The organism is Flavobacterium sp. 103, from assembly GCF_003096795.1.
In the GTDB taxonomy this organism is placed as follows: Bacteria; Bacteroidota; Bacteroidia; order Flavobacteriales; family Flavobacteriaceae; genus Flavobacterium.
The window spans coordinates 691,583-716,463 of record NZ_QENX01000001.1 but is presented as its reverse complement, the minus strand read 5'-3'; the positions used below and the strand labels follow the sequence as shown (position 1 = coordinate 716,463).

Below are 24,881 nucleotides of genomic sequence, written 5' to 3'. Positions count from 1 at the left end.
TATTATAATTAAAAAAAATTTCAATTAAATTAAATTTTGCTATTTTTGTGCCACTTTTATTCTGAAATAGATTCAGAATCCAGACAAATTCTATATTATGAACATACACGAATATCAAGGAAAAGAAATTTTAGCTAGCTATGGAGTTCGCATTCAACGCGGAATTGTAGCCAATAGTCCTGTAGAAGCTGTAGCTGCTGCAAAACAATTAACTACCGAAACTGGTACAAGTTGGTATGTTGTGAAAGCCCAAATACACGCAGGTGGTCGTGGAAAAGGTGGTGGAGTAAAGCTTGCCAAAGGAATTGACAAAGTAGAAGGAATTGCAGAAGAAATAATCGGAATGCAATTAATCACACCTCAGACTTCTGCTGAAGGAAAAAAAGTGCACAAAGTTTTAATTGCTGAGGATGTTTATTATCCAGGTGAAAGTGAAACTTCTGAGTTTTATGTTTCTGTTCTTTTGAATAGAGCTACAGGACGTAATATGATCATGTATTCTACTGAAGGTGGAATGGATATTGAAGAAGTGGCAGAACATACTCCACACTTAATTTTTACTGAAGAAATTGATCCAGCTGTTGGATTGCAAGGTTTTCAAGCAAGAAGAATTGCTTTTAACTTAGGTCTTTCTGGAAATGCTTTCAAGGAAATGGTTAAATTCATCGATTCATTATACAATGCTTACATTGGTTCTGATGCTTCTATGTTTGAAATCAACCCAGTTTTAAAAACTTCAGATGATAAAATTTTAGCTGTAGATGCTAAAGTAAATATCGATGATAATGCTTTATACAGACAAAAGAAATATGCTGATATGCGTGACGTTCGTGAGGAAAATCCAATCGAGGTTGAAGCAAAAGAAGTAGGATTGAACTACGTAGATCTTGACGGGACTGTAGGATGTATGGTTAATGGTGCAGGTCTTGCAATGGCAACTATGGATTTAATTAAGTACGCTGGTTTTGAACCTGCAAACTTCCTTGATGTAGGTGGAACTGCTGATGCAAAACGTGTTGAAACTGCTTTCCGTATTATCTTAAAAGATGTAAACGTAAAAGCAATTTTGATTAATATTTTTGGTGGAATCGTTCGTTGTGACCGTGTGGCACAAGGAGTTGTTGATGCTTACAAAAATATGGGTGATGCAATAAAAGTGCCAATCATTGTTCGTTTACAAGGTACAAATGCTGCTATAGCAAAAGAATTAATTGATAATTCTGGAATGCCAATTTTATCTGCTGTTGAATTCCAAGAAGCAGCTGATCAAGTTAAAGCGGCGCTTTCTTAATATAAGATTCTGTAGAGATGCACTGTAGTGCATTTCAAAGTATAATGAAATCCTGAGCGAAAGCTCGGGATTTTTTGTTTCTTCATTCTTATAAGCAAAACGATTTTGGTTATAAAATAAAATTATCATTACCGAATAATTAAGTGTAAATTATCGAATATCTTTACAATACTAGTTGTAATTATGCTAGTTTATATATCTGTTACCAAATGAAACTTCATATACAAAATAATTTTACTTCAGAATTGCCTGCTGATTCGATTGAAATCAATATTCCGAGACAAGTAGAACAAGCTTGTTTTTCTTATGTAGAACCAAAAAAGCCTTCAAATCCGTCTTTGATTCATGCTTCAGTTGAGGTGGCCAATTCTTTAGGATTGTCTCAGGAAGATATTCATTCAGATGATTTTCTAAATACTTTTTCGGGGAAAACCGTTTATCCAGAAACCAAACCGTATGCTTTAGCTTATGCTGGACATCAGTTCGGAAATTGGGCTGGACAGTTGGGAGATGGCCGTGCGATTAATCTAACCGAAGTACTGCATAATGATAAATTGTACACCTTGCAATTAAAAGGAGCAGGGCCTACGCCATATTCCCGTACAGCCGATGGTTTTGCAGTATTGCGTTCTTCTATTAGAGAGCATTTGTGTGCCGAAGCCATGCATTATCTCGGTGTTTCCACAACTCGCTCGCTTTCGCTTATGCTTTCCGGCGATCAGGTTTTAAGGGATGTTTTATATAATGGAAATCCTGCTTATGAGAAAGGAGCCATAGTTTGTAGAGTGGCGCCTTCGTTTATACGTTTTGGAAATTTTGAATTGTTTGCTTCGAGGAAAGATCATACTACACTTCAATTATTAGCAGATTATACCATTAAACATCATTTTCCGAATATTAAAAGTCAAGGTGTCGAAAAGTATCTAGACTTTTTTCAAACGGTAACTCAGACTACTCTTGATATGATTGTGAATTGGCAACGAGTAGGTTTTGTTCATGGCGTTATGAATACAGATAATATGTCGATTCACGGCATTACTATTGATTACGGACCGTATGGATGGTTGGAAGATTATAATCCCAATTGGACTCCCAATACAACCGACAATCAGCACAAAAGATACCGATTTGGCAATCAACCTGATATTGCGTTGTGGAATTTATACCAATTAGCTAATGCGTTGTATCCCTTAATTAATGATGCCAAACCGCTTGAAGCTATTTTGAATGCTTTCGGTAGTAACTATCAAAAAGAATATTTGAATATGATGCGTAATAAGCTTGGTCTAAAAATCATTAAACATGAGGATGCTATTTTAATTGAAAGCTTGACGGAACTTCTTCAGTTAATTGAAACCGATATGACCATTTTCTTTAGAAATTTGAGTAATATTCAAAAAGAGGATTCAACCGAGGTTGCTTTGGATAAAATCAAAGAAGCTTTTTATAATGAAAAAGATCTTAATGAATCTATACTGAATAAATGGCATATATGGCTCGAACATTATAGTAATAGAATAAATCAAGAAACACTAACCGACGATGAAAGAAAGCTCTTTATGAATTTGGTAAATCCCAAATATGTATTGCGAAATTATATGGCGCAGTTGAGTATTGATGAGGCCGATAAAGGAGATTATTCTTTACTGAATGAATTGTTTGAATTGCTTAAAAAACCTTATGATGAACAGCCAGAAAATCAAAAATGGTTTGCCAAAAGACCCGATTGGGCCAGAGATAAAGTAGGTTGCTCAATGTTAAGCTGCAGTTCTTAAATGTTTTTTTGTGTTAAATCTCAGGTTCTGAATCGGGCTCGGGTTCAATTTCTTTATTTATAATGTGAATATCCTGTTGTGAAAATGGTATGACAATATTGTTTTCTTTTAATGTTTTGTCGATAGCAATTATTAACTCACTTCTGGTCTCATTGTCAAAATCAAAGTGGCTAATCCAGTATTTCAGAACTAAGTCAATCGAACTGTCACCAAATCTGGTAAACCAAATTGCAGGCATCGGTTTCATAAGTACATTTTCGTTTTTTTCAAGGATTTCAAAAAGTAATTTTTTGGTCAATTCTAAGTCGGTTCCATAGGCTACTCCAAATCGAATTTCTGATCTGCGACTACTGCTTCCAAGAGTCCAATTGGTTAAATTTTGATTTAATAATTCTCCGTTTGGAATGATTACATCGGCTCCGTCAAATGTTGTGACTACGCTGCTTCTGATGCCGATTGATTTCATTTTTCCGGATTGTGTGCCAACTTCTATAATGTCATCCAAACTCACTGGTTTTTCAAAAGCAATGATTAATCCACTTATTAGATTGTTCACGAGGCTTTGCATACCAAAACCAATACCAACTCCCAATGCACTAATGATTAAGGTTATTTTGTCCAAAGGAATTCCAGCAGATGCAAAAGCAAGTAAAACGCCTAAAGTCACAATGGTTATTCGGGATAGAAATAACCAGCTTCCAAAATTTTTGGTTTTGTTTTTATTTTTGATGATTTGATTGTCTGATGCTAAAAAAGAAACTACTCTTGCAAGGAAACTGGACAATAGAATCACAACAATGAATGTTAGAATATTTTCAAATGTGAACGTGATGTTTCCAATGCTTCTAGGCTCGGATATGGTATTTCTGAAAGGATCAACGAAATTTTGGAAGGTATACGTGTTTCTTATCATCAACAAAAACCAGCAGAGAAAGAGAATTAGATAAAAACCAAGGGTAAATTGATGGGGAATACCGTTTAGAGTTTTCTTCGGTTCATCTTCATCATCAGCTTCCAGAATTTTGGATATCAAATTAATTTCTTTGACTATAATAAAGGTGCTGTAGAGAGAAAACACCACTATAATAGTATAAACTGCTTTTGTCATTAAAAATTTACCTAAATTATAATGGCCGTTTAGCAAATAATAGAAGGAAAAGAATTGAAAGATGGTTGCTATAATGATATACCAGAAATAAACTTTTCTTTGAATTTGTGCCCTGTTCTTGAATGCATAAACACCTATTCCGATTCCTAAACAATTAATCGCCAAAATTAAAAAGGACTCACCAACAAAGTGAATTAAAATTATAATGTCAAAAAAGGCAACCAAATTCAATAGAAAAATTGCTACCCAAATTTTCCAAATAAAAGTATTAATCGATTTCCACATCATTATAGTCAATGCAATGGTCGATATTGTCCAAGCTATAATTGAAAAAATAAGCGGTGGCATAGGAAGAACGAATTGGTACAAATTCAGGACAGCCAAAAGGGCGGTTGCAATAGGGCTGTTTAGAATATATATATTAAATAACATATTTTTTTCATATCCCAAATCAAGGAATTTTCTCTTTTGCAATTTAAAATATACTGCTGTGCCGATTATTAGAATCAGCATCATTAGAATCGAATTTTTATTGTTTATCAAATAAAAATATAGTACCAAATAGTTGGTTTTTAATGAAAAGGTCAGAGGGTCTTCAATCATTAACTTTTTAATGTCAAGGCGTTCAAAAACAGGAACTTTTTTTGTGAATAATTGATCCACTTCTAATTTCCGGAGTCTGTCATTTTCAATTATGTCGGACTCAATTTTAAATTTTAATTGGTCACCCATAATCTCCAATGTTTGGATACTATCTACTGCATTTTTTAACCTTTCAGAGATTAGATTGATGTCGGTGTTCATCTTTAGAGATTGCAGACGGTAAATTTCCCTAGCAACGGAATCGATTGGGACATAATATAGATTTTTTTCAGCTACCAAGGAATCAATTTTTTCTTGTGTTCTGCTTAACTGCTGATTTTCAACGCTTATTTTTTTTAAGCGATTGCTGGTACGTTTCAATAATTCGTCTAGTAAGATGGAAGTTGAGCTAAGATTTCTGTCAGTCATTACTCTGAATTTTTTTCCAACAATTCCCTTAACGGCAAATTCTTCCCATTCTTTCAATTGATGGATTTCTGCAGTAATGTCCTTATAAGCATATCCTCTTGTTAATAGAAATTTTGCATTTTGGACTTCTAATTCAATTAAATTGAAGATTCTATTTTGTTTTTGGACTTTTTGATAATTTATGTATTTCTCCTGTCTCGCTTTCTTCTCATTTTCTGCTTTGCTTTCAAGCATAAGCTGGTTTATTCTGTTTTTGATTCCAATTTCTTTAACAATGGAATCCATTTCCTTTTTTGGGGTTTGGGCAGCAGTAGAAAGGAAGGAAATTAGAGCAAAAAAAACGAAAATAGATTTCCAACTATTGCCGTTATTTTTTTTGGTAGCGTTTATATGTTGAAAGGTAAAATTTAACATGGGCTATAGTATGTTTTTTTTTTGCATTAATTTTTTAAGAAATTAGTGTTTTAGAAACGTATTTGTAGGAATTTAAAAAAAGGGCACAATATTTATTCATCTTTTGAATCAACAGAATTACTAAAATAGTATCGCCAATACTTGTTCTTCTTACTGTTTAAATTGAAGATTAATAGATGGTTGTATGTCAAATTTAACAAAAAAATATTAATTTTTTGACAGCTGTGCCTAAAAAATAGTTTGTTATGTTGAGAGTGAATTTTTATAAATCTTAGGCATAAAAAAACCTGAACTTTCATTCAGGTTTCTATTTTATCATTTTTCTATCTCTTGAATCGAGTCCGATTCATAAATTATAAATCCTTTGTTGTCTTGTTGAGCTATTGCAAAAAGAGCCTTGGCAACTTTGGCACTTTCTATAGGTTTGTATTTTTTCATATTTCCAACAAACATAAAAGAGAATGCTTTCATGAAAAAAGTGCCTACTTTTTCACCCAATCTGAATTCTGTTCGATTGCCTAAAAGGAGTGAGGGTCTTAGAATGCTTACTTTTTCAAGTGTTGAAGCTTTAAGAAAATTCTCAATTTCACCTTTCGTTTTCAAATAAAAATTAGATGAAGTTGCGTCTGCTCCAAGTGAAGATATAATCAGAAACTGGTTTATTTTTTTTTCTGCAGCAATTTTTGCGAACTGCATTGGATACTCATAATCGACTTTTCGAAAAGCTTCTTTGCTTCCAGCTTTGTTTATGGTTGTTCCAATGGTGCAAAAGAAATCATCACCTTCAATCAAATCGTGATAATTTTCGGGTTTGTCAAAATCAATAATGTGTTGCTTTAATTTAGGGTGTTGAATACCTGTATCTCTTTTTACGAAAGTGATAATCTTTGAATATTGATCACTTTCCAAAAGAAGTTGTAGTAATTGTGAACCGATAAGTCCAGTGCTACCTATTATTAAAGCTGTTTTCAAAATGGATTACGATTTTTTGTTTTTTCCAAAGTTATATTTAACTTTCTCTACAACTGGTGTTTTTGAATTCCCTTTTGGGTATTGTTTTTTTGCAGGTTTTTTTGCCGTACTAGATTTTCCAGGAGCTTGATCACCTCTTGCTCTTTCTTCATCTTTTGCTTTTGGTTTAAATTCAGCTCTTTTTGAATCACTTTCTTTTGCCGGAATTTGAGCTTTGTGTTTGGCCAAAACATCATTCGGGTTTTTAGGATTTTCTTTGGTTCCTCTCAAGTGAATTACCAATCCGTTTAGGAAATTACGTAAAACCTGATCTCCGCATTCCATGTAATTTTCGTGTTTTTCATCACGGAAAAAAGCACCCAATTCTGATTTTGTAATTCTAAAATCTACCAATTCCAAAATTTCCACTATTTGATCATCGCGTAACATCAAGGCTACTCGAAGTTTTTTGAATATATCGTTATTTGTCATTTTTTAACTATTTAAAACGCAAAGGTAAGCATTTACAAAATGAATTTCTTGATATTGTTTTCTTGACTGTAAAAACACTTTGTCAATTATTTGAAATTAGATTTAAATTCAATTATTTTTGGGATATAATAATTTGAATTATTTTCTAAAATTGTTTAACTATCTATTATAATAGTGTATCAAAGATTATTGTGAATTATGAAGAAAATTTTAATGAGTTTCGTTCTCTTTTTTGGTTTACTGTTTGCTCAAGCCCAGTCAGGTCATGAAATCAAGATTAATTTGCAGCATTGTAAAGATACCGTTGCTTATCTAGCCTTTTACCAATTTGATAAGTTGTACATTTCGGATACCTGCAAAAAAGTGGTGAACGGGAATATTGTTTTCAAAGGGAAGAAAAATTTAGACAAAGGTGTTTATTTTTTACTCAGTCAGGAAAAAGGAAATTATTTTGATTTCATTATAGACGAACAAACCCAAAAACAACAAATCAATTCAGATAAAACCGATTTACTCGATAATTTAAAGGCCGTTAATTCCAAGCAAAATGAAAATTTCTTTAACTACATTCGTTTTGTGACAACCAAAAATAAAGAATTTGAGGGTTATAAAAAATCAGTGAAAGAACAGAAAAAATCAGATTCTACAGCACTTCTAACCAAGGAATTCAAAGTCTTGAATGAGGCTATTCTGGAAAATGATTTGAATACTATTGCTCAAAACAAGGGAAACTATCTTTCCGAAATAATCAATTTAAAAACTGAAAAAGTAGCCAAGGACATTCCTAAAGCCAATAACGGAAGACCAGATAGTATTTTTGCCTATAACTATTATAAAAAACATTTTTGGGATGGCGTAAATTTCCAAGACGATGCCATGTTACGCAACCCATTTTTTGCCAATAAAATCAAGCAATATTTTAATTCGGTTGTGGTACAACATCCCGATTCGATTTGTGTGGAGATTGATCGTATGATGCTCAAAACGAAACAAGGCACCAAAATGAATATGCTTTTATTGGCCTATTTTACTTCAACATATGAAATTCCAAAAATTATGGGAATGGACAAGGTGTTTGTTTATATGGTAGATAATTATTTTAAAACGGGTAAAGCCAAGGGGGTTTATGATGACAGTGTGATTAAACTCATCATAAACAGAGGCAATATTTTAGCGCCATTACAACTAGGAAAGGCAGCGCCAGAGCTCTATATGATAGACATTCCGGGTCATGATAAAATTGCAAAAATGGGTTTTGATACCGCTAAAACAAGTGAGGAAATCACCAAAATCTATTATGATAATAAAACCGAAATTGAACAATCCTATGTGACTTTGTCGAGTATAAAAGCCGATTATTTGATACTTCTTTTTTGGGATGTGGACTGTGGGCATTGCCAAAAGGAAGTGCCGAAAATTCTCGAAATGTACCACGATATGCTGAAAGAAAAGAAAGATGTCAAAGTTTTCGGGGTTTATACCCAAAATGAATTCGATAAATACAAAAAATACATTATTGACAACAAAATAGATTGGATTAATGTCTATGACGGCGTCCATATCAATAATCTAAAGGATAAATACGATGTTGTGACAACGCCCGTGATTTATATTCTGGATAAAAATAAAGTCATCAAAGCTAAAGGAATTGGTTCTGAAGCCATAAAAAGCATTATTACTCAAATGGAAAAAGAGTATTCCAAAAAATAAATATTTTAGATTTAAGAATGATGATTAACGATTTTAGGAGTAATATTTTTTGTACCTGCATCTAAAAACTAAAATCGTTAATCTACAATCATTTATCAATACCCCAACCAGAGAATGGCATCTGTAAATCCATCTCTCCATAACTTCTCATTGTGATGTCCTCCTTTTACAATTACTTTTTTGTTTAAATGCAGACAGTAGCAACGGTTTGTATTTAACAGAGTTTCCATATGATTCAGGTCGGTTACCATACTGTCATCATCCCCTTCAGAATCACCGCATAGAAAGTAGATTTTAGCCTTAATTTTTTTACTGTTTGTCATATAATCATTTATATCCTTTCGGTTAATCCAAAAAGCTGGAGAAAAGACACCCGCTTTTCCAAAAACTTTAGGGTATTTTATAACGGCATAAAATGAAGTCAAACCACCCAGAGAACTTCCCATAATAGTAGTGTTTTTGGCATTGGCTTTAGTTCGGTATTTTTTGTCAATTTCAGGCTTTAGGGTGTTAACAATAAATTCGAGATATTTATCTGCATTTCCGCCACCGTATTTTTCGTTTTTATAGGGAGTCAGTTCTTCTAATCGTTTTTCACCACCGTTTTCAATTCCCACCACAATTACTTGTGCACTCAAGCTGTCTAGTTTTTCGTCCACATTCCATTCTCCTGCAAAAGAAGTCTTGGTATCAAATAAATTCTGGGCGTCATGCATGTAAATGACGGGATATTTTTTGGTTGAAGTTTCGTAATTTTTGGGTAAGTACAACCAAATTTTTCTGCTTGTTTTTAGTTGAGGAGCTTCCATGGTAAAAGTGGAAACCTGTTTGGAAGCAGTATTCTTCTGGGCAGATGTTTTACTAAGAAATAAAAATAGCGGAATTAGGTAAATTAACTTCAAGGTGATTTTATTTTAAGATTTAAAAAAAAAGAATATTTTAGCTAAAATAAATAAATAGATGAACACACACGTAGAAAAGATCAATTTGTTGTCTGAAATGATTGCATTTTCAGTTGTTGATGGCCGATTACATGAGCGCGAATATCAATTTGTTTGGATTGTTGCCCAAGAATTAGGAATCAGTAGAAAAGAGTTCAAAGATTTATTTCATCAAGAATTACCAACTGGTGTTATAAAATCTGAATTTGAACGGATTCAACAATTTTATCGTTTGGCATTATTGATGCATGTTGATGGTGTTTTGCATCAAAAAGAAGAAGAGGCTATTCGTCAAATTGCCATCAATATGGGATTAAATCCAAGTGCTACCAATCGTATTCTAAAATTAATGAAAGCATCTCCCAATACTATGATTCCTCCAGAAGTATTATTGGATCATTTTCAGGAACAACATAATTAATGATTTTTTGCTTGTAAAGCTTTAATCTCATCACGCAGTTTCGCAGCTTGCATAAAGTCCAAATCTTTTGCTGATTTTTCCATTGCTTTTCGTTTTTCGCGAATGAGTTTTTCCAAATCAGGTTTGGACATATAGGCAGTTTCTGGTTCGGCGGCAACATTCATAATGTGCCCCAATTCATACTCCACCAATTTGTTGTTGGTAAAGGCGCTTTCGATTTTTTTATTTAAAGCTTGAGGAACTACATTATTCTCTAAGTTAAAATTAATTTGCTTTGTTCTTCTGTAATTTGTTTCATCAATCGTTTTTTGCATACTATTGGTGATTTTATCAGCATACATTATGGCTTTTCCGTTTAAGTTTCTTGCGGCACGACCTATGGTTTGTGTTAGTGAGCGATGGCTTCTTAAGAATCCTTCCTTGTCTGCATCGAGTATGGCTACTAATGATACCTCGGGTAAATCCAATCCTTCTCTTAGTAAATTCACTCCAATTAAAACATCAAATAATCCTTTTCGTAAATCCTGCATGATTTCGATGCGTTCCAGTGTGTCTACATCGGAGTGAATGTAGCGACAACGAATGGATACTTTAGTCAGGTATTTGGCTAGTTCTTCCGCCATTCTTTTGGTTAAAGTTGTCACCAAAACTCTTTCGTCCAATTCGCAACGGAGTTGAATTTCTTCGATCAAATCATCAATTTGGTTCAAGCTAGGACGAATTTCTATTATTGGATCCAATAAACCTGTTGGGCGAATCACTTGTTCTACATATACGCCATCACATTTTTGCAATTCATAGTCGGCAGGAGTGGCAGAAACATAGATGACTTGGTTTTGCATTGCCTCAAATTCGTCAAATTTTAATGGTCGATTGTCCATTGCAGCCGGCAAGCGGAAACCATACTCCACTAAATTTTCTTTTCGACTTCTGTCTCCTCCATACATCGCTTGTACTTGTGAAATGGTTACGTGGCTTTCATCAACGACCATCAAAAAATCTTTTGGAAAATAGTCCAATAAACAGAAAGGTCTCGATCCTGCTTCTCTTCCGTCCAAATAGCGTGAATAGTTTTCGATACCAGAACAATAGCCCAATTCCCGAATCATTTCGAGATCAAAATTGGTGCGTTCTTCGAGCCTTTTGGCTTCAAGATGTTTGCCTATTTCCTTGAAATAATCAACTTGTTTGACCAAATCCTGTTGTATCTCCCATATCGCATTTTGCAACACATCAGGAGAGGTTACAAACATATTGGCGGGATATATAGTGAGTTTTTCGTATCGTTCAATGACTTTGGACGTTTTGACATCGAAGCTTTCTATTTCTTCTATTTCGTCTCCAAAAAAGTGAATTCTAAATGCATCATCCGCATAACTTGGATATACTTCAACCGTATCGCCTTTTATGCGAAAATTTCCGGGAGTAAAATCGGCTTCGGTTCTGGAATACAGACTTTGAACCAAACTTTTCAATAATTTGGTTCGGGAAATCATTTGATTTTTCTCTACAGCAATAACGTTCTTTTGAAATTCAACGGGATTTCCGATACCGTAGATACAAGAAACGGAAGCAATGACTATTATGTCTCTTCGACCAGAAAGAAGGGAAGAGGTGGTGCTTAATCGCATTTTTTCCAGTTCTTCATTGATGGACAAATCTTTCTCGATGAAAACGCCGGTGACTGGCATAAAAGCTTCGGGTTGGTAATAATCGTAATAGGATACGAAATATTCCACGGCATTATTGGGGAAAAACTGTTTGAACTCCGAATATAATTGTGCAGCTAAGGTTTTGTTGTGTGCCAAAACTAAAGTGGGACGTTGTATTTCCTGTATAACATTGGCCACCGTAAATGTTTTTCCGGAACCGGTAACCCCAAGCAAAGTTTGGAATTGTTCACCATCCAGCAAGCCTTGAGTTAATTTTTCAATGGCCTGTGGTTGATCCCCTTTGGGTTGGTATTCGGATATGACTTGGAAATTCATTTGTTTAATATTTTCAATCGTTTAGGATCTTGTCTCGTATCCCAAACGGATAGAATTATAATGTGAGTTTTATTTATTTCATAGAAAACATAATAGTTTTCAATTAATAAACCGCGAACATTTATGAAATCGGTTTTTTTGCCAATATTTGGATGTTGGAGAAGTATCTTTAATCCGGTTTGAATTAGTGTGTTTAATTTTAAGGAATAGACTTTACTTTTATTTCTAAAATTAAAATATTCAAAAATGGTTTTTAATTGAAGTTTCGCAGATGATGTCCAAACTATTCTTCTCGCAACCATCTTTCCATTTCTTCATTTACGGAATCATTATCAAAATAATTTCCTTCTAAATATTCCTTTTGAGAATTTTGGATTTCCTTTTTTTGTTGTTCAGTAAGAATTATTATTTTTTGAGAACCTTGATTATAGCTTTCAATGCTTTTCGATTTACTGTCCAATATTGTATTTATTGCTGACAAAAAAACTTCATCATCAATTTCGGATATTTTAGAAATCAATATATTTTTTAATTCGATTGCGCTCATAAGAAAATAATTTACACAAATTTAATCAAAAGAGTGTTAGGAATAGTAGAACTTCTAATTTTTCTATTGAGTTTTATCGTTGAATTCTAGCTGGCTTATGATTTTTATGAATTCATTATGTAAGCCAAGAGGAGGGGAATAATTTGAATTTTGGTTTACTTTAAAAAATCAACAATAATTTCATTTACGTCTTTAGCTTGATCCATGCTCAAAAAATGACCTGCATTTTTAATAATTTCTGTTTTGTCGTTACTTAAAAATTCGTTGGCACGCAACAGACTTTTCTCTGAATTGATGACATCATGATCTCCAATAAGTACTAAAACAGGTATTGTTATCATTTTTAATTCCTCGTCAGAAAAGGGTTGCATCTGTAAAATACTGGCATTGGATTTGGAATATTTGTTAGCCAAATAAAATTGTTTTTTATAGACAGGATTAATTTTATCTGGGTAGTAAGAAAATGCACTTAATGTTTTTTTGAGTTTCTTTTTGTTTGGGAAAAATTTTAAAAATAGTGCTGATGATGCTTTTCCCTTTTGATCAACATTATTAAAAGTCTGGGCTGGACTTATCAATACGAGTTTGTCAATTTTGCTATTTTTTTGGATTGTCAATAAAGTGGCAATCCAACCTCCTCGTGAGGCTCCTATTATATCGAAATTTTTGAATTTATAATAGCTAAAAATTTGAGTGTACCAATTTACGATTTCATCAGTGGAGAGTGAATTTCCTTTAAATTCAGATTTTCCAGCTTCCAATAAGAAATCAACGGCGTATACGCGATGGTTTTTTGATAGTGCTGCGCTGTTGGGGAACCACATAGTAGAACTAGCATCCATACCATGAAGCAAAAGCAATGGTTTGGCATCTTTTGGGCCACTAATAATGATATGAGCCTTGCCAAAACTGGTTGCTACGTATTCTTCTTTATAAGGAACTTTCCAAAGTTGTAATGACTTATTGTAAGAGTTAATGTATTGTGTTTTTTCTTTTTTTCTTTTAAAAACGTATTCGTCAATTTTCTTCTCCTTGGATACGCTACAGCTTATAAGTAGAACAAATACAATGATTTTGGATACTAATTTATACATAGCGATTAAGTTGAATTTTTTTAAATGTAGTGAAAGCAAATCGTTTTTTAGCTTTTCTTACTGCTTTAAATAGTGATTCAAACTTAAAAGTGAAAATCAGTTTTTACAAATATTAAAATTTCCAAGCTTTTTGTTGTGCTTCACTCATAAAAGTCCATGCAACGATTCGGCTTGTTTTTTGACCTTGGGCCATTTCTATTGTTTTATGAATAGCCGCGACATTGTTTAAGGTTTTGTATATTGTATTCAAATTGGATTGTTTTGATACTAATGTAGTAAACCAAAGACATTGCATAGGATATTTGGCACTTTCATAAATCATTTGCTTGATAAAGCCTAATTCACCGCCTTCACACCACAATTCAGCATTTTGTCCGCCAAAATTAAGTATTGGTTTTGCGGCTTTTGGTGCATTTGGAGTAAGATTGTTAACTTTTCGAAGACTGCTTTTTGTTGCTTCTTCGGATGAAGAATGAAAAGGAGGATTGCAGATGGTAAACGTGAATCGATCCTCGGGAGCTATAATGTTTTTGAAAATAAAACGAGAATTTATCTGTAATTGCAGACTTATTGCTTCTGCCAATTTTGGATTGTGTTCGATGATTTTTTTACAATTTTGAATTGCATTTTCATCGATATCAGTTCCTACAAATGACCAGCCATAAATAGCATTTCCTAATATTGGATAAATACAATTGGCTCCAATACCAATGTCGAGACCCATAATGGTTTCTCCCTGTGGAATTACGCCATTATTTGTTGTAGCCAATAAATCTGCGAGGTAATGAATATAGTCGGCTCTACCTGGAATTGGCGGGCATAAAAAATCAGCTGGGATATCCCAGTTTTGAATATCGTAATTGGTGATTAATAAAGCCTTATTAAGCGCTTTTACCGCATCGGGATTACTAAAGTCAATCGTTTCTATGTTGTGTTCATTAACGAAAACAAAATCTCCCAATTCGGGGTGATTTAGTGTTAATAGTTCAAAGTTATATCCAAATCGGTGAAGATTTTTTGGATGTAAAGTTGTCTTTTCGGTATTCTTTGTAGATTTCATTTCCTAAATTTCGCTGCAAAGATAGTCAATCCTTTCTTGTAATTGATAAAACACCTATTTGCAGCTGTTTTTGTTTGTTATTATTACAATAATCAAGCCAAAGTGTTTGATATGTAGTTGGTTGTATTTTTTGTGCTGTGATAAATAGATTGTTTTTTGTACTGTTTTTTTTAAAATGAGTACAAATTTGAATAGTTTTTACTGTATTGAAAACTAGAATTTTACTAATCAATACATTCCATCAATAGCAAATCGCCATCGTTGTGGTTGATGGTTACAATTCCGTCATGGGCAACTTCGTTGCTGCTTCCTGTTCTGTACCCCATAGTCAAGGTGTCATTTTCTAAAGGATACACTAAATTTTTAGAATATATTCCGTTGACAATTCCAATGGGAATTAATGAAATAGGCGTTCCTGCAGTGTACCATTTTTCAAATTTATTGGGAAGCAAAAATATTTTGGAGTGATCGTCCAGAATGACGATTTTAATTAAATTTCGATAGCGAACTATATTCGTGAGATTGGTAATCGTGTGGTCAGCTCTTTTTCCTGTGGCCCAAACTACATTTACGGCAGGAATTTTTCTTTCGATTAAATAATCTAATGCTTTTTCTAGATCAGTTTTGTTTTGATCTGGTGTATGAACAATTTCCAATGGATATTGTGAAGTTTGATATTTTTCAGGATCAAAACCACGGTCAAAATCACCCAGCAGTACATCAATTTTAATGTCCAATTGCATGACACGTTCTATGGCCGAGTCCAACACAATTACTAATGGAGACCATTCGAGTAATTGTCCCAGTAATTCTGGATGACATGCTGCTCCGTTTGCAATTATTAAAGCGGGTTCTTGGTCGTCGCGAACGATATGATGTGAAGACATTTTAGATTTTAGATTTTAGAATGCAGATTTCAGAATTTGGATTTCGGAATGTAGAACTTAGATTCTAGATTTAAGAAAATAGAAGTTAGAACAAAGAATTTCAGATTTTTTGTAAAAGTATGAAAAATCTAAATTCTAAAAGCTTAATTCTGTATTCTAAAATCTGGAATGTGAAATCTTCTGTCACTAGCCCTGATAAAAACAGAAAGCCCGGAGCTCCAAAAACTTATTTTTTCTTACCCTAAAAAAGCGACCAAAGAAAGCTCCTTTTAGGGTGTAGAAAAAATGTTTTTTGGGGCGAGGACTTGTCGTGGAAAGCAAGACACGAGCGATAGCGTACTGACGAAGTAATAGATTCTTATTTTACTCAATTGTATATTCTTTCGAATCGCTTTCGCTTACCGAAAAATAACCTAAAGGATAATTGTCGGGATTGGTGGTGTTGACTACGTTACCTCTGACCGTGGATGGAGGAGACTGAAACGGACCGCCACCGTTTTGTCCCGCTAGGCTGATAATAATACTCATGTAGTTGTAATAACTTTTGGAAATTCCCAAATGCGTAACGTTGACTTTTTCACCCACTTTTAAAGAGTCATTTTGGGAGATACTAAAAAATTCATTTCCGTTAAAAAAGGTGTCATCGTCCGTATAGAGATTTGTTGTTTTTTGATTTTTATAATTATAGCGGTATAAATAGAAATTGATTTCGTCGGCAGGGTCATTAAAATAGGCTTTGACCTCAATGTCTTTTCCGCTAAATCCACCATTATTATTTTGTGTAAACTTTGTAATCGCCGCCACTGGGTACATTTTTTCGGTGGCAGTATATGTTTCTCCATTTGTTTTAATGGTTAAGGTATAGGTTTCATTTAGTTGAGGTTCAAAATTAGAACAAACATACATTCCTGTTTTTGGGTTTTCAATAAAATTAAAAATCTTATTGGAACTATTTGTCACAGTCACAACTGCCCCGGAGACCACAGGAATTACGTTCTCGAAATAACCTGTTGTCGTGGTTAGTTTTATGTATTGGACGCTTCCTTCTGTCCCTTTTTGCCAATTGATTGCCGCTTCAACAGCCAATCTAGGAGCCGCAGTATCTACATCTACTTTTATAACATCTTCACAGCCTGTGCATACAATGGCGACGATTATTATTAGGGTTGCGATTAATTTTTTCATCGGTTCTATGTTTTAGTTCTCGTCTAATGAGAATATTTTTAAAATTTGAAATTATAACTTACAGCTGGCACGATACCAAAAATGGATGTTTTCACGGCTTCGTTTGCACCTGTGTCCAGATTTTCCCTAAAGGCAATTGAAGCAGCATTTTTTCTATTGTAAACGTTGTAAATGCTGAAAACCCATTCGCTTCTCCAATTTTTATTGTAATTTGGTTTTGGAGTTAATGTGGCCGAAATATCCAAATGATTAAAAGACGGTAATCGTTCCTTATTTCGCAATCCGTAAATTGGGATGGTCATTCCCAAATATTGGTACTGTCCGTTTGGATAAGTGGTAGGCTGTCCCGTTTGATAAATAAAGTTGGCGCCGAAAGCCCATTTTGGATTTAGATAATAAGAACCGGTAACGGCTAGATTGTTGACTTTATCATAAGCCGTATTGTACCATTGACCATTATTTATTCCAGTTTCTTCGGGCGTTCGTCCGGGCGTTTGTTGTTCGGATTTGGAAAGGGTATAGGATATCCAACCAGTTAGTTTTCCTTCGTTCTTTTTTAGCATCAGTTCGAGACCATAAGAGCGTAATTGTCCGTTCAATAAAACTTGCTCAATTGCTTTATTGGCAATTAAGTTGGCTCCATCAATATAATCCAATCTGTTTTGTACTTCTTTATAAAAACCACTAACTTCGGTGGAATAGGCTCCTTCTTTGAATTTTTTAAAATAACCCAAGGCTACTTGATCGGCAATTTGAGGTTTGATATAGGTGCCGCTCGGAGTCCATACATCCAACGGAGTAGGTGAGGATGTATTCGAAATTAACTGTAAGTACTGAACCATTCGGTTGTAACTCGCTTGAAAAGACTGGTTTTCATTGAGCTGATAATTGACGCTTAATCGAGGTTCCAAATAGTCGAAGCTTTTAATTACTTCGTTTTTGCTGTACTGTTTTGTGCCAATAGGAGTTGCTTTTTCATAGATTTGAAATTGTGAATTGAACAATACAGGATTGTTATTCTCATATAAATTCACCGTTGAAGAGCCTACATTGTAAAATAAACTGTAACGTAATCCATAATTGATATCAATTCGTTCGGTTATTTTTTGCTCAGCATTGATATAAATTGCAGGTTCATATGCATATTTTTTTTCGAGTTGGTCAGGATTAATTCCCGAGTCAGGACTTGAAGGTTTTATGGTTCCTGGATTGAATTCGTAATAGATACCATTTACCCCGAAATTCAATTTTAATTTGTCTGAAACATAACTTCTGAAATCGTATTTAATGTTGAAGTTCTTAATACCCGATCTCCATTCGAAACCGACAAAATCAAGATCCAAACCATAGTAATAATCACTAAAAATAGCAGATAGGTTTGAGAAAAGTTTTTCAGAAAACAAATGATTCCAACGGGTATTGAAAGTGGTATTTCCGTATATATTCGTAAAACTTTTATTTATTGCAAATACATCTCGACCAAAATAGCCCGACATGTATAAGTTATTATTTGGAGTTAATTTATAGCTTAGTTTTGCATTCAAATCATAAAAATAGGCAGCGTTGTCTTTTTGATCTTCGGATAGTTTTAGAAATAAATGTGCATAGGAAGCTCGGCCGGCGATAAGAAAAGAGCCTTTATTTTTTACTATGGGTCCCTCGGCCAAAAGGCGGCTGGTTATCAACCCAATTCCACCACTCATGTGGAAATCGTTACTGTTTCCGTCTTTTTGATATATGTCCAAAACCGAAGATGCCCTTCCTCCATAACGGGCTGGAATTCCTCCTTTGTACAGTTTGATATCCTTTACGGCATCTGGATTAAAAATAGAAAAGAATCCAAAAACGTGTGAAGAGTTAAAAATACTGGCTTCATCCATCAAAATTAAATTTTGGTCGGCGCCCCCTCCGCGAACATTGAATCCAGAAGCAGCTTCACCAGCATTGGTAACACCGGGAAGCAATAAAATAGATTTGATAATATCGACTTCACCCAGTACTACCGGCATTTTTTTAATTGTTGCCACCGAAAGTTTGTTTACACCCATTTCGGGTTTTCGGTTTTCGGTTTGGCTATCGTTGCTATTGATAATGACTTCTTTCAGAACATTTTCACTACCCGTCAATTTGAAATTCATTTTGGTATTTTTATCCAAATTGACTGTCTCCTCGGTAGTCTGAAACCCTATTGAGGTGATTTGAATTTTATAGACACCTTTTGGCAATGTGATGGAATAAAAGCCGTACTCATTTGTAATAACTCCAGTTTTTAATTCAGGAATCGAAACGTTGACCCCAATTAATGTTTCATTACTATTGCTGTCCGAGATGGTTCCGCTAAGTGTGAACTTCTGTTTATTCGATTCGTTATTGCTCGTATCCTGCGAAAAAGTGTAAAAAGAAGTGAGCAGTAAAAGGAATAAGTAAATAATTTTCTTTGAAATCATTGTTTTGGTTTTGAATTACAAATGTCATTAAATCGGAGGTCAATTCGTACATAACATATGTTAATGTATCGTTAATAACGCTTGTTTGTTTTGATTTTGTATTGTTCGAAATAAAAATTATATGGAGCGAATGAATAGGCTTTATCAGGAAACAAAGTTCCTGCTGCCCGCTAAATTCCATCTCGTAGAAAAAAGGAGATGGGATACCGCTTGCATCAGGGCTTATATTTCTAACTGCGTCAAAGATGTGAGCCTCGATTGCTTCACTATGGTTTTATTTTTATAGGAGTTCAGTCAACTTTGTTTGAAGTGGAAATCCTTATAAGTCGGGGTTCAGCTTTCAGCATCGCGTGCTGGACTGTATTTCCAAAAATGCCGAATCTTTCTGCTACAAAAAATAATTGAATACAGGGTTTTAAATTCAGTGCTGATCCTTTCAATCATTGTTATCGGTCGTCTATCTCCACAAAAAAAAGACAACCGTTTCCAGTTGTCTTTTGAGTATAAAATGATAGCTTTTTGAATTAAGCCAGTTTGGCTAAAATAGCATTGAAAGTTTCGCTTGGACGCATTGCTTTGTCTGTCAAGGCTGGATTTGGTTGGTAATAACCACCAATATTTTGGGCTTTACCTTGAGAACCAATTAATTCGGCATTGATTTTAGATTCATTTGCAAAAAACTCAGTAGCGATAGGAGTGAATATTGCTTTCAATTCGGCGTCTTTGTCTTGAGCTGCCAAAGCTTCTGCCCAATACATTGCCAAATAGAAATGAGACCCACGGTTGTCAATTCCTCCTAATTTACGTGAAGGGGATTTGTCCGTTGCCAAGAATTTTTCGGTTGCTGTATCAAGTGTTTCAGCTAAGATAATTGCTTTTGGATTGCGTAAAGTTTGTCCCAAGTGCTCTAATGAAGCGCCTAGAGCCAAAAACTCACCAAGTGAATCCCAACGCAAGTATCCTTCTTGGATGAATTGCTCAACGTGTTTTGGTGCCGATCCTCCTGCGCCAGTTTCAAATAAACCACCACCATTCATTAACGGAACGATAGAAAGCATTTTTGCTGAAGTTCCAACTTCCAGAATTGGGAATAAATCGGTTAAGTAATCACGCAATACGTTTCCGGTTACCGAGATAGTATCCAATCCTTTGATGATGCGCTCCAAAGTAAAGTTGGTAGCTTCAATAGGATTTAAGATTCTGATGTCTAAACCAGTTGTGTCGTAATCTTTTAAATATTTTTCTACTTTAATGATTAATTCTCTGTCGTGTGCTCTGTTGTTATCCAGCCAGAAAACAGCAGGAGTATTAGACAAACGAGCTCTGTTTACTGCTAGTTTTACCCAGTCTTGAATAGGAGCATCTTTCGCCTGACACATTCTGAAAATGTCGTTTGCTTCTACGCTTTGTTCCATCAAAACAGTTCCGTTTGTATCGATAACGCGAACAACTCCGTCTGCTTTCAATTGGAATGTTTTATCGTGAGAACCATATTCTTCGGCTTGTTGTGCCATCAATCCAACGTTAGGAACACTTCCCATTGTAGTTGGTACAAAAGCACCGTGCTTTTTACAGAAATCGATAGTAGCTGTATAAACACCAGCGTAACATCTGTCTGGGATTATTGCAACGGTATCTTGTTGTTTTCCGTCTTTATTGTACATCTGTCCGGAAGTACGGATCATAGCTGGCATTGAAGCGTCTACAATTACATCCGAAGGAACGTGAAGATTGGTAATTCCTTTATCAGAATTCACCATGGCCAAAGCTGGTCCGTTTTCGATAGCTTGAGTAATTGCAGCTTCTACTTCGGCTTGCATTGGATTCCCTGCAATTTTCGCATACACATCTCCTAGACCATTGCTGGTATTGATGTTTAATTCTGAAAATAAAGCAGCGTATTTTTGGAATACATCTGCAAAATATACTTCAACAATTGCACCAAATATAATTGGATCAGAAACTTTCATCATTGTTGCTTTCAAGTGAACTGAAAGCAAAATGTTTTGTTCTTTGGCTTCTTTTATTGTTTTAGATACAAAAGATTTCAAAGCATTCAAATGCATAACAGAACTATCAATAATTTCCCCTGATTTCAAAGGAGTACTTGCTTTAAGAACTGTAGCAGTACCATCTTTGGCAACAAATTCGATTTTTACATCAGTGGCATCTGTCAAAGTCAATGATTTTTCACTTCCGTAAAAGTCACCGCTTTCCATTGAGGCTACGTGAGTTTTTGAATCGGCAGACCAAGCACCCATAGAGTGTGGATTTGCTTTTGCGTAGTTTTTAACCGCTTTTGGAGCTCTACGATCTGAATTTCCTTCACGTAAAACTGGATTTACAGCGGATCCTAAAATTTTAGAATATTTTGCTTTGATTGCTTTTTCTTCTTCAGTTTGTGGGTCTTCTGGGAAATCCGGCAAAGCATAACCGTGTGATTGTAATTCGGCAATAGCAGCTTTCAATTGTGGAATTGACGCTGATACATTCGGTAGTTTTATGATGTTTGCTTCTGGAGTAGTCGCTAATTGACCTAATTCCAATAAAGCGTTTTTTGTTTTTTGATCTTCTTTTAAAAATTCCGAAAAATTCGAGATGATTCTTCCGGCAAGTGAAATGTCTCTAGTCTCTATTTCGATATCCGAAGTAGCAGTAAATGCCTGGACAATTGGTAGAAAAGAATAGGTTGCCAATAAAGGAGCCTCATCTGTAAGTGTGTAAAAAATTTTAGCTTTTGTTGTCATTTTTTTTATTTTTTTTAATCTAAATCACAATTTATTTAAGGCCTTTTGTAGAATTACATCGTTTGAGTTAAGGCGGGCAAAGATAAGAAATGCAGTTGTAATAGTGGTTTTATTTGTATATAAAAAAATAAAATTAAATATATATTCTGTGATATTTTTAATTTGATATTTTAAGTACCATTTGATTCTTAAATTGTGATTTTTAATGCCATAAAATTATCAAAAAAAAAGTCCCAATCTCGATTTTCATCGGTTGGGACTTTTTTATCATTAAAGAAATAGCGTAAACTATCTTCTTTTGTCTCTAATCTTAGCTTTTTTACCAGTAAGTTGTCTGAAGTAGAAAATTCTAGCTCTACGTACAGCACCTTTCTTGTTGATTTCAATTTTTTGCAAAGCTGGCAAGTTTACTGGGAAGATACGCTCAACTCCAATTGCTCCTGACATTTTACGAATTGTAAAAGTTTCCGTGTTAGCAGAACCTCTTCTTTGAATTACAACACCTTTAAAAAACTGTGTTCTTGTTTTTTCACCCTCTTTAATTTCGTAGTAAACTGTGATTGTGTCTCCAGCTCCGAATACAGGGAAATCTTTTCTTGTTACGAATTCGTCTTGAACGAATTTCATCAAATCTGCCATGATAATTTGTTTAATTATGGTTTAAATAGAGCAACATTCGCGGTTTTCGCCAGAGGTTGGTCTAATGAGGGTGCAAATGTAAAAAATAATTATGAATTGTGAATTATAAATTTTTAAATTATTTAATTGCTAGTTTATTTGAAAAAAGCCGTTATTATTAAGAGCTGTTTTGTGAATTGTATTGCTAGAATAAATTAAGGAACCATTTTTGCTTGTTTTACTTTTTTTATGATTTCCGCAATTTTCTCGTCTGTTCTTGCTTTAATATCACTGTATTTGTTTATGCCCAACGATGAAGTCAACGTTTTGTCTCTTTTGTCAAATAATTTATCAATTTCTTTATCACGATTTTCTTTTGATAATTTTTTTTCGTCCAGACCAAATAATTCCAATACTAATGTGCTGTTCGCATTTCCGAAATAGGTTTTTTCATCTTCACTTAGTGCGATACCATAAGTTTTGTTGAGTTCATTCAATAAGGATGTTCTATTTATTCCTTGCGCAAAAGAAATAGCTGAAATGAAAAAAGTAACAATTAAAATTACTTTGAAGATTATTTTTTTCATGATTTATACTTTTAAAGGTTACTAAGAAGTGAACTAATTCTTGTTTAAAGTATAAATATATGAAAATTAATTATCTAATGATTTGAAAATTAATCGTTTAACAAGTCTGGTCTCCTATTTTTCGTGTGTTCATAGGCCGTGTCTTCTCTCCATTTATCAATTTTGGCGAAATGGCCACTCAATAAAACATCCGGAACTTTCCAGCCTTTGTAATCGGCAGGACGGGTATAGATGGGACCCGAAAGTAAACCATCCTGAAAACTATCGGTCAATGCCGAGGTTTCGTCACTCAATACTCCTGGAATCAATCGAATCAAGGCATCAGATAAAACCAAAGCACCCAATTCTCCTCCAGATAAAACATAATCACCTATCGAAATTTCCTTGGTGATAAAATGATCGCGCACGCGTTGGTCAACACCTTTATAATGCCCGCACAAAATGATGATGTTCTCATACATCGACATCGTGTTGGCCATTTTTTGGTTTAGCGTTTCGCCATCGGGAGACATATAAATGATTTCGTCGTAGGTTCTTTCACTTTTCAGGTGGGTGATACAGGCATCTATGGGTTGAACAGTCATAACCATTCCAGCTCCACCACCAAAAGGATAATCGTCAACGCTTTTTTGTTTGTTGGTCGTATAATCTCTTAAATTATGAAAATGAACCTCCACCAATCCTTTGTCAATGGCGCGTTTCATAATCGAAGCTTCAAAGGGACTTCTTAATAATTCAGGTAATACGGTTATAATGTCAATTCTCATGTTGCTTTTTTAGGAACGGCAAAGGTACAAATAAATTAGCAAGACCCATTTGTTACTTCAATTCAAAACAAATGGAATTTGGAGAACTTTTTTAAACCATATAAGTAATATAAGGCCTTATAAGAAAACTTAAATGAACTTATATTACTTATATGGTTATTTTTTTTCTCAGAATATTGTGGTTTAGCTAAAACTCCATTCCTTATAACTCAACTCTTTTTCTATTTTTTCTTCAATTTTTTCAGATAGTTTTTGGTTGAAATCAATTCCAGTAATTTGTTCAATTGCATCAATGGTTGTTGCAAAAGTATAAAGCGGAGCATCCGATTTTTCATTGGGAACCAAAAACGGAATCATTACCAAAGCATCGTCCTGTACCCGAACCACGATTTTGAAAAAATAATCGGGAACCGAGACTTCTTCGTCGCCAATAGTAACTAAATTATCATGCAAAATACTTCCCGTCACTATAAAAAGAGCCGTGTATTTATCAGCCCAATACCGAATTTTTTGTTCCAGTCGGTTCCAGACTCCGGCGTTAAAAGCTCTGTTTTGAGGTGACACATTCGAGGTGTAAAAAGTTTCATTGTAGGCTTCACTGGAAAATTTCATATCAGCGGCTGGGACAAGGTGGCCTTTGTCGTAACCGGTATCTTTATAATTTTTCCAATGTGCAGAATCGGTGTCTACCAACGGATCTTGTTTGAAATAAGGTCTTTCAAAATGATGCTCTTGTTGGGACTCCGCAGTCAAATAATAGGCTGCCCACTCCGCTTGTTCGTGTTCTTCGGAATATGATAAAAAGAAATGCTTATGTCTGATGATACTCATAAACGAATG

21 protein-coding genes are annotated in these 24,881 nt (G+C 34.4%); 4 read left to right on the top strand and 17 right to left on the bottom strand.

Features of this window, described 5'->3' with window-relative positions; all coding sequences use genetic code 11:
* Positions 1 to 97: 97 nt before the first annotated feature.
* A complete protein-coding gene (gene sucC / locus C8C85_RS02940) occupies positions 98 to 1,291 on the top strand; it encodes an ADP-forming succinate--CoA ligase subunit beta (protein WP_111409314.1) in 1,194 nt (397 codons plus the stop codon).
* 209 nt (positions 1,292 to 1,500) lie between these two features.
* Positions 1,501 to 3,066 (top strand): protein adenylyltransferase SelO, encoded by a 1,566-nt coding sequence (locus tag C8C85_RS02935; RefSeq protein WP_116795743.1) that lies wholly within the window; start codon positions 1,501 to 1,503, stop codon positions 3,064 to 3,066.
* A 13-nt stretch (positions 3,067 to 3,079) separates the two neighbouring features.
* Here the strand turns inward: C8C85_RS02935 and C8C85_RS02930 are convergent, their stop codons facing one another.
* From C8C85_RS02930 to C8C85_RS02920, 3 genes are all read right to left on the bottom strand, one after another.
* On the bottom strand, positions 3,080 to 5,470 hold the full coding sequence (locus tag C8C85_RS02930) for a mechanosensitive ion channel family protein (protein ID WP_165818087.1): 2,391 nt from the start codon (positions 5,468 to 5,470) through the stop codon (positions 3,080 to 3,082).
* Between the two features lie 444 nt (positions 5,471 to 5,914).
* Positions 5,915 to 6,571 carry an NAD(P)H-binding protein gene (locus tag C8C85_RS02925; protein ID WP_207786921.1) on the bottom strand — a complete coding sequence of 219 codons (657 nt, stop codon included), beginning with the start codon at positions 6,569 to 6,571 and terminating at the stop codon, positions 5,915 to 5,917.
* Between the two features lie 6 nt (positions 6,572 to 6,577).
* Positions 6,578 to 7,042: a DUF1456 family protein gene (locus C8C85_RS02920; protein ID WP_116795740.1), complete on the bottom strand. Its 465-nt coding sequence runs from the start codon at positions 7,040 to 7,042 to the stop codon at positions 6,578 to 6,580.
* A gap of 198 nt (positions 7,043 to 7,240) precedes the next feature.
* Between C8C85_RS02920 and C8C85_RS02915 the strand changes: the two genes are divergently transcribed.
* A complete protein-coding gene (locus C8C85_RS02915) occupies positions 7,241 to 8,752 on the top strand; it encodes a thioredoxin-like domain-containing protein (protein ID WP_116795739.1) in 1,512 nt (503 codons plus the stop codon).
* 95 nt (positions 8,753 to 8,847) lie between these two features.
* Here the strand turns inward: C8C85_RS02915 and C8C85_RS02910 are convergent, their stop codons facing one another.
* Positions 8,848 to 9,654 (bottom strand): alpha/beta hydrolase, encoded by an 807-nt coding sequence (locus C8C85_RS02910; protein WP_410501034.1) that lies wholly within the window; start codon positions 9,652 to 9,654, stop codon positions 8,848 to 8,850.
* A 58-nt stretch (positions 9,655 to 9,712) separates the two neighbouring features.
* Here C8C85_RS02910 and C8C85_RS02905 point away from each other — a divergent pair, with 58 nt between their 5' ends.
* Positions 9,713 to 10,114: a TerB family tellurite resistance protein gene (locus C8C85_RS02905; protein ID WP_116795737.1), complete on the top strand. Its 402-nt coding sequence runs from the start codon at positions 9,713 to 9,715 to the stop codon at positions 10,112 to 10,114.
* Here the strand turns inward: C8C85_RS02905 and uvrB are convergent.
* The 13 genes from uvrB to C8C85_RS02835 all read right to left on the bottom strand — a co-directional run bounded on the left by uvrB (position 10,111) and on the right by C8C85_RS02835 (position 24,872).
* Positions 10,111 to 12,102 (bottom strand): excinuclease ABC subunit UvrB, encoded by a 1,992-nt coding sequence (gene uvrB / locus C8C85_RS02900; RefSeq protein ID WP_116795736.1) that lies wholly within the window; start codon positions 12,100 to 12,102, stop codon positions 10,111 to 10,113. The genes C8C85_RS02905 and uvrB overlap by 4 nt on opposite strands.
* Positions 12,099 to 12,404 (bottom strand): type II toxin-antitoxin system RelE/ParE family toxin, encoded by a 306-nt coding sequence (locus C8C85_RS18725; RefSeq protein WP_116795735.1) that lies wholly within the window; start codon positions 12,402 to 12,404, stop codon positions 12,099 to 12,101. The genes uvrB and C8C85_RS18725 overlap by 4 nt, the downstream gene beginning before the upstream one ends.
* Positions 12,386 to 12,649: a hypothetical protein gene (locus C8C85_RS02890; RefSeq protein ID WP_116795734.1), complete on the bottom strand. Its 264-nt coding sequence runs from the start codon at positions 12,647 to 12,649 to the stop codon at positions 12,386 to 12,388. The genes C8C85_RS18725 and C8C85_RS02890 overlap by 19 nt, the downstream gene beginning before the upstream one ends.
* Before the next feature lie 155 nt (positions 12,650 to 12,804).
* Entirely contained in the window at positions 12,805 to 13,743 is a 939-nt protein-coding gene (locus C8C85_RS02885) for an alpha/beta fold hydrolase (protein WP_116795733.1), read from the bottom strand.
* A 112-nt stretch (positions 13,744 to 13,855) separates the two neighbouring features.
* Positions 13,856 to 14,803, bottom strand: a complete 948-nt coding sequence (gene rlmF / locus C8C85_RS02880; protein ID WP_116795732.1) for a 23S rRNA (adenine(1618)-N(6))-methyltransferase RlmF — start codon at positions 14,801 to 14,803, stop codon at positions 13,856 to 13,858.
* Between the two features lie 224 nt (positions 14,804 to 15,027).
* Entirely contained in the window at positions 15,028 to 15,690 is a 663-nt protein-coding gene (locus C8C85_RS02870; protein WP_116795730.1) for a thiamine diphosphokinase, read from the bottom strand.
* 363 nt (positions 15,691 to 16,053) lie between these two features.
* Positions 16,054 to 16,875 carry a DUF4249 domain-containing protein gene (locus C8C85_RS02865; RefSeq protein ID WP_116795729.1) on the bottom strand — a complete coding sequence of 274 codons (822 nt, stop codon included), beginning with the start codon at positions 16,873 to 16,875 and terminating at the stop codon, positions 16,054 to 16,056.
* A gap of 38 nt (positions 16,876 to 16,913) precedes the next feature.
* Positions 16,914 to 19,322, bottom strand: coding sequence for a TonB-dependent receptor (locus C8C85_RS02860; RefSeq protein ID WP_116795728.1), 2,409 nt, complete (start codon positions 19,320 to 19,322; stop codon positions 16,914 to 16,916).
* A gap of 524 nt (positions 19,323 to 19,846) precedes the next feature.
* On the bottom strand, positions 19,847 to 22,069 hold the full coding sequence (locus C8C85_RS02855) for an NADP-dependent isocitrate dehydrogenase (protein WP_116795727.1): 2,223 nt from the start codon (positions 22,067 to 22,069) through the stop codon (positions 19,847 to 19,849).
* Positions 22,070 to 22,357: 288 nt separating this feature from the next.
* Complete coding sequence (gene rplS / locus C8C85_RS02850; RefSeq protein ID WP_077370497.1) at positions 22,358 to 22,708, bottom strand: 50S ribosomal protein L19; 351 nt, start codon at positions 22,706 to 22,708, stop codon at positions 22,358 to 22,360.
* Positions 22,709 to 22,902: 194 nt separating this feature from the next.
* Positions 22,903 to 23,274, bottom strand: a complete 372-nt coding sequence (locus C8C85_RS02845) for a hypothetical protein (RefSeq protein WP_116795726.1) — start codon at positions 23,272 to 23,274, stop codon at positions 22,903 to 22,905.
* A gap of 89 nt (positions 23,275 to 23,363) precedes the next feature.
* Positions 23,364 to 24,041: a tRNA (guanosine(37)-N1)-methyltransferase TrmD gene (gene trmD, locus C8C85_RS02840; RefSeq protein ID WP_115809876.1), complete on the bottom strand. Its 678-nt coding sequence runs from the start codon at positions 24,039 to 24,041 to the stop codon at positions 23,364 to 23,366.
* Between the two features lie 183 nt (positions 24,042 to 24,224).
* A complete protein-coding gene (locus C8C85_RS02835) occupies positions 24,225 to 24,872 on the bottom strand; it encodes a DNA/RNA non-specific endonuclease (protein ID WP_116795725.1) in 648 nt (215 codons plus the stop codon).
* Positions 24,873 to 24,881 lie beyond the last annotated feature (9 nt).

Coding starts and splice junctions, on each gene's coding strand:
- sucC (WP_111409314.1), top strand. CDS start 98: ATGAACATACACGAATATCAAGGAAAAGAAATTTTAGCTAGCTATGGA.
- C8C85_RS02935 (WP_116795743.1), top strand. CDS start 1,501: ATGAAACTTCATATACAAAATAATTTTACTTCAGAATTGCCTGCTGAT.
- C8C85_RS02930 (WP_165818087.1), bottom strand. CDS start 5,470: ATGGATTCCATTGTTAAAGAAATTGGAATCAAAAACAGAATAAACCAG.
- C8C85_RS02920 (WP_116795740.1), bottom strand. CDS start 7,042: ATGACAAATAACGATATATTCAAAAAACTTCGAGTAGCCTTGATGTTA.
- C8C85_RS02915 (WP_116795739.1), top strand. CDS start 7,241: ATGAAGAAAATTTTAATGAGTTTCGTTCTCTTTTTTGGTTTACTGTTT.
- C8C85_RS02905 (WP_116795737.1), top strand. CDS start 9,713: ATGAACACACACGTAGAAAAGATCAATTTGTTGTCTGAAATGATTGCA.
- uvrB (WP_116795736.1), bottom strand. CDS start 12,102: ATGAATTTCCAAGTCATATCCGAATACCAACCCAAAGGGGATCAACCA.
- C8C85_RS18725 (WP_116795735.1), bottom strand. CDS start 12,404: ATGGTTGCGAGAAGAATAGTTTGGACATCATCTGCGAAACTTCAATTA.
- C8C85_RS02890 (WP_116795734.1), bottom strand. CDS start 12,649: ATGAGCGCAATCGAATTAAAAAATATATTGATTTCTAAAATATCCGAA.
- C8C85_RS02885 (WP_116795733.1), bottom strand. CDS start 13,743: ATGTATAAATTAGTATCCAAAATCATTGTATTTGTTCTACTTATAAGC.
- rlmF (WP_116795732.1), bottom strand. CDS start 14,803: ATGAAATCTACAAAGAATACCGAAAAGACAACTTTACATCCAAAAAAT.
- C8C85_RS02870 (WP_116795730.1), bottom strand. CDS start 15,690: ATGTCTTCACATCATATCGTTCGCGACGACCAAGAACCCGCTTTAATA.
- C8C85_RS02865 (WP_116795729.1), bottom strand. CDS start 16,875: ATGAAAAAATTAATCGCAACCCTAATAATAATCGTCGCCATTGTATGC.
- C8C85_RS02860 (WP_116795728.1), bottom strand. CDS start 19,322: ATGATTTCAAAGAAAATTATTTACTTATTCCTTTTACTGCTCACTTCT.
- C8C85_RS02855 (WP_116795727.1), bottom strand. CDS start 22,069: ATGACAACAAAAGCTAAAATTTTTTACACACTTACAGATGAGGCTCCT.
- rplS (WP_077370497.1), bottom strand. CDS start 22,708: ATGGCAGATTTGATGAAATTCGTTCAAGACGAATTCGTAACAAGAAAA.
- C8C85_RS02845 (WP_116795726.1), bottom strand. CDS start 23,274: ATGAAAAAAATAATCTTCAAAGTAATTTTAATTGTTACTTTTTTCATT.
- trmD (WP_115809876.1), bottom strand. CDS start 24,041: ATGAGAATTGACATTATAACCGTATTACCTGAATTATTAAGAAGTCCC.
- C8C85_RS02835 (WP_116795725.1), bottom strand. CDS start 24,872: ATGAGTATCATCAGACATAAGCATTTCTTTTTATCATATTCCGAAGAA.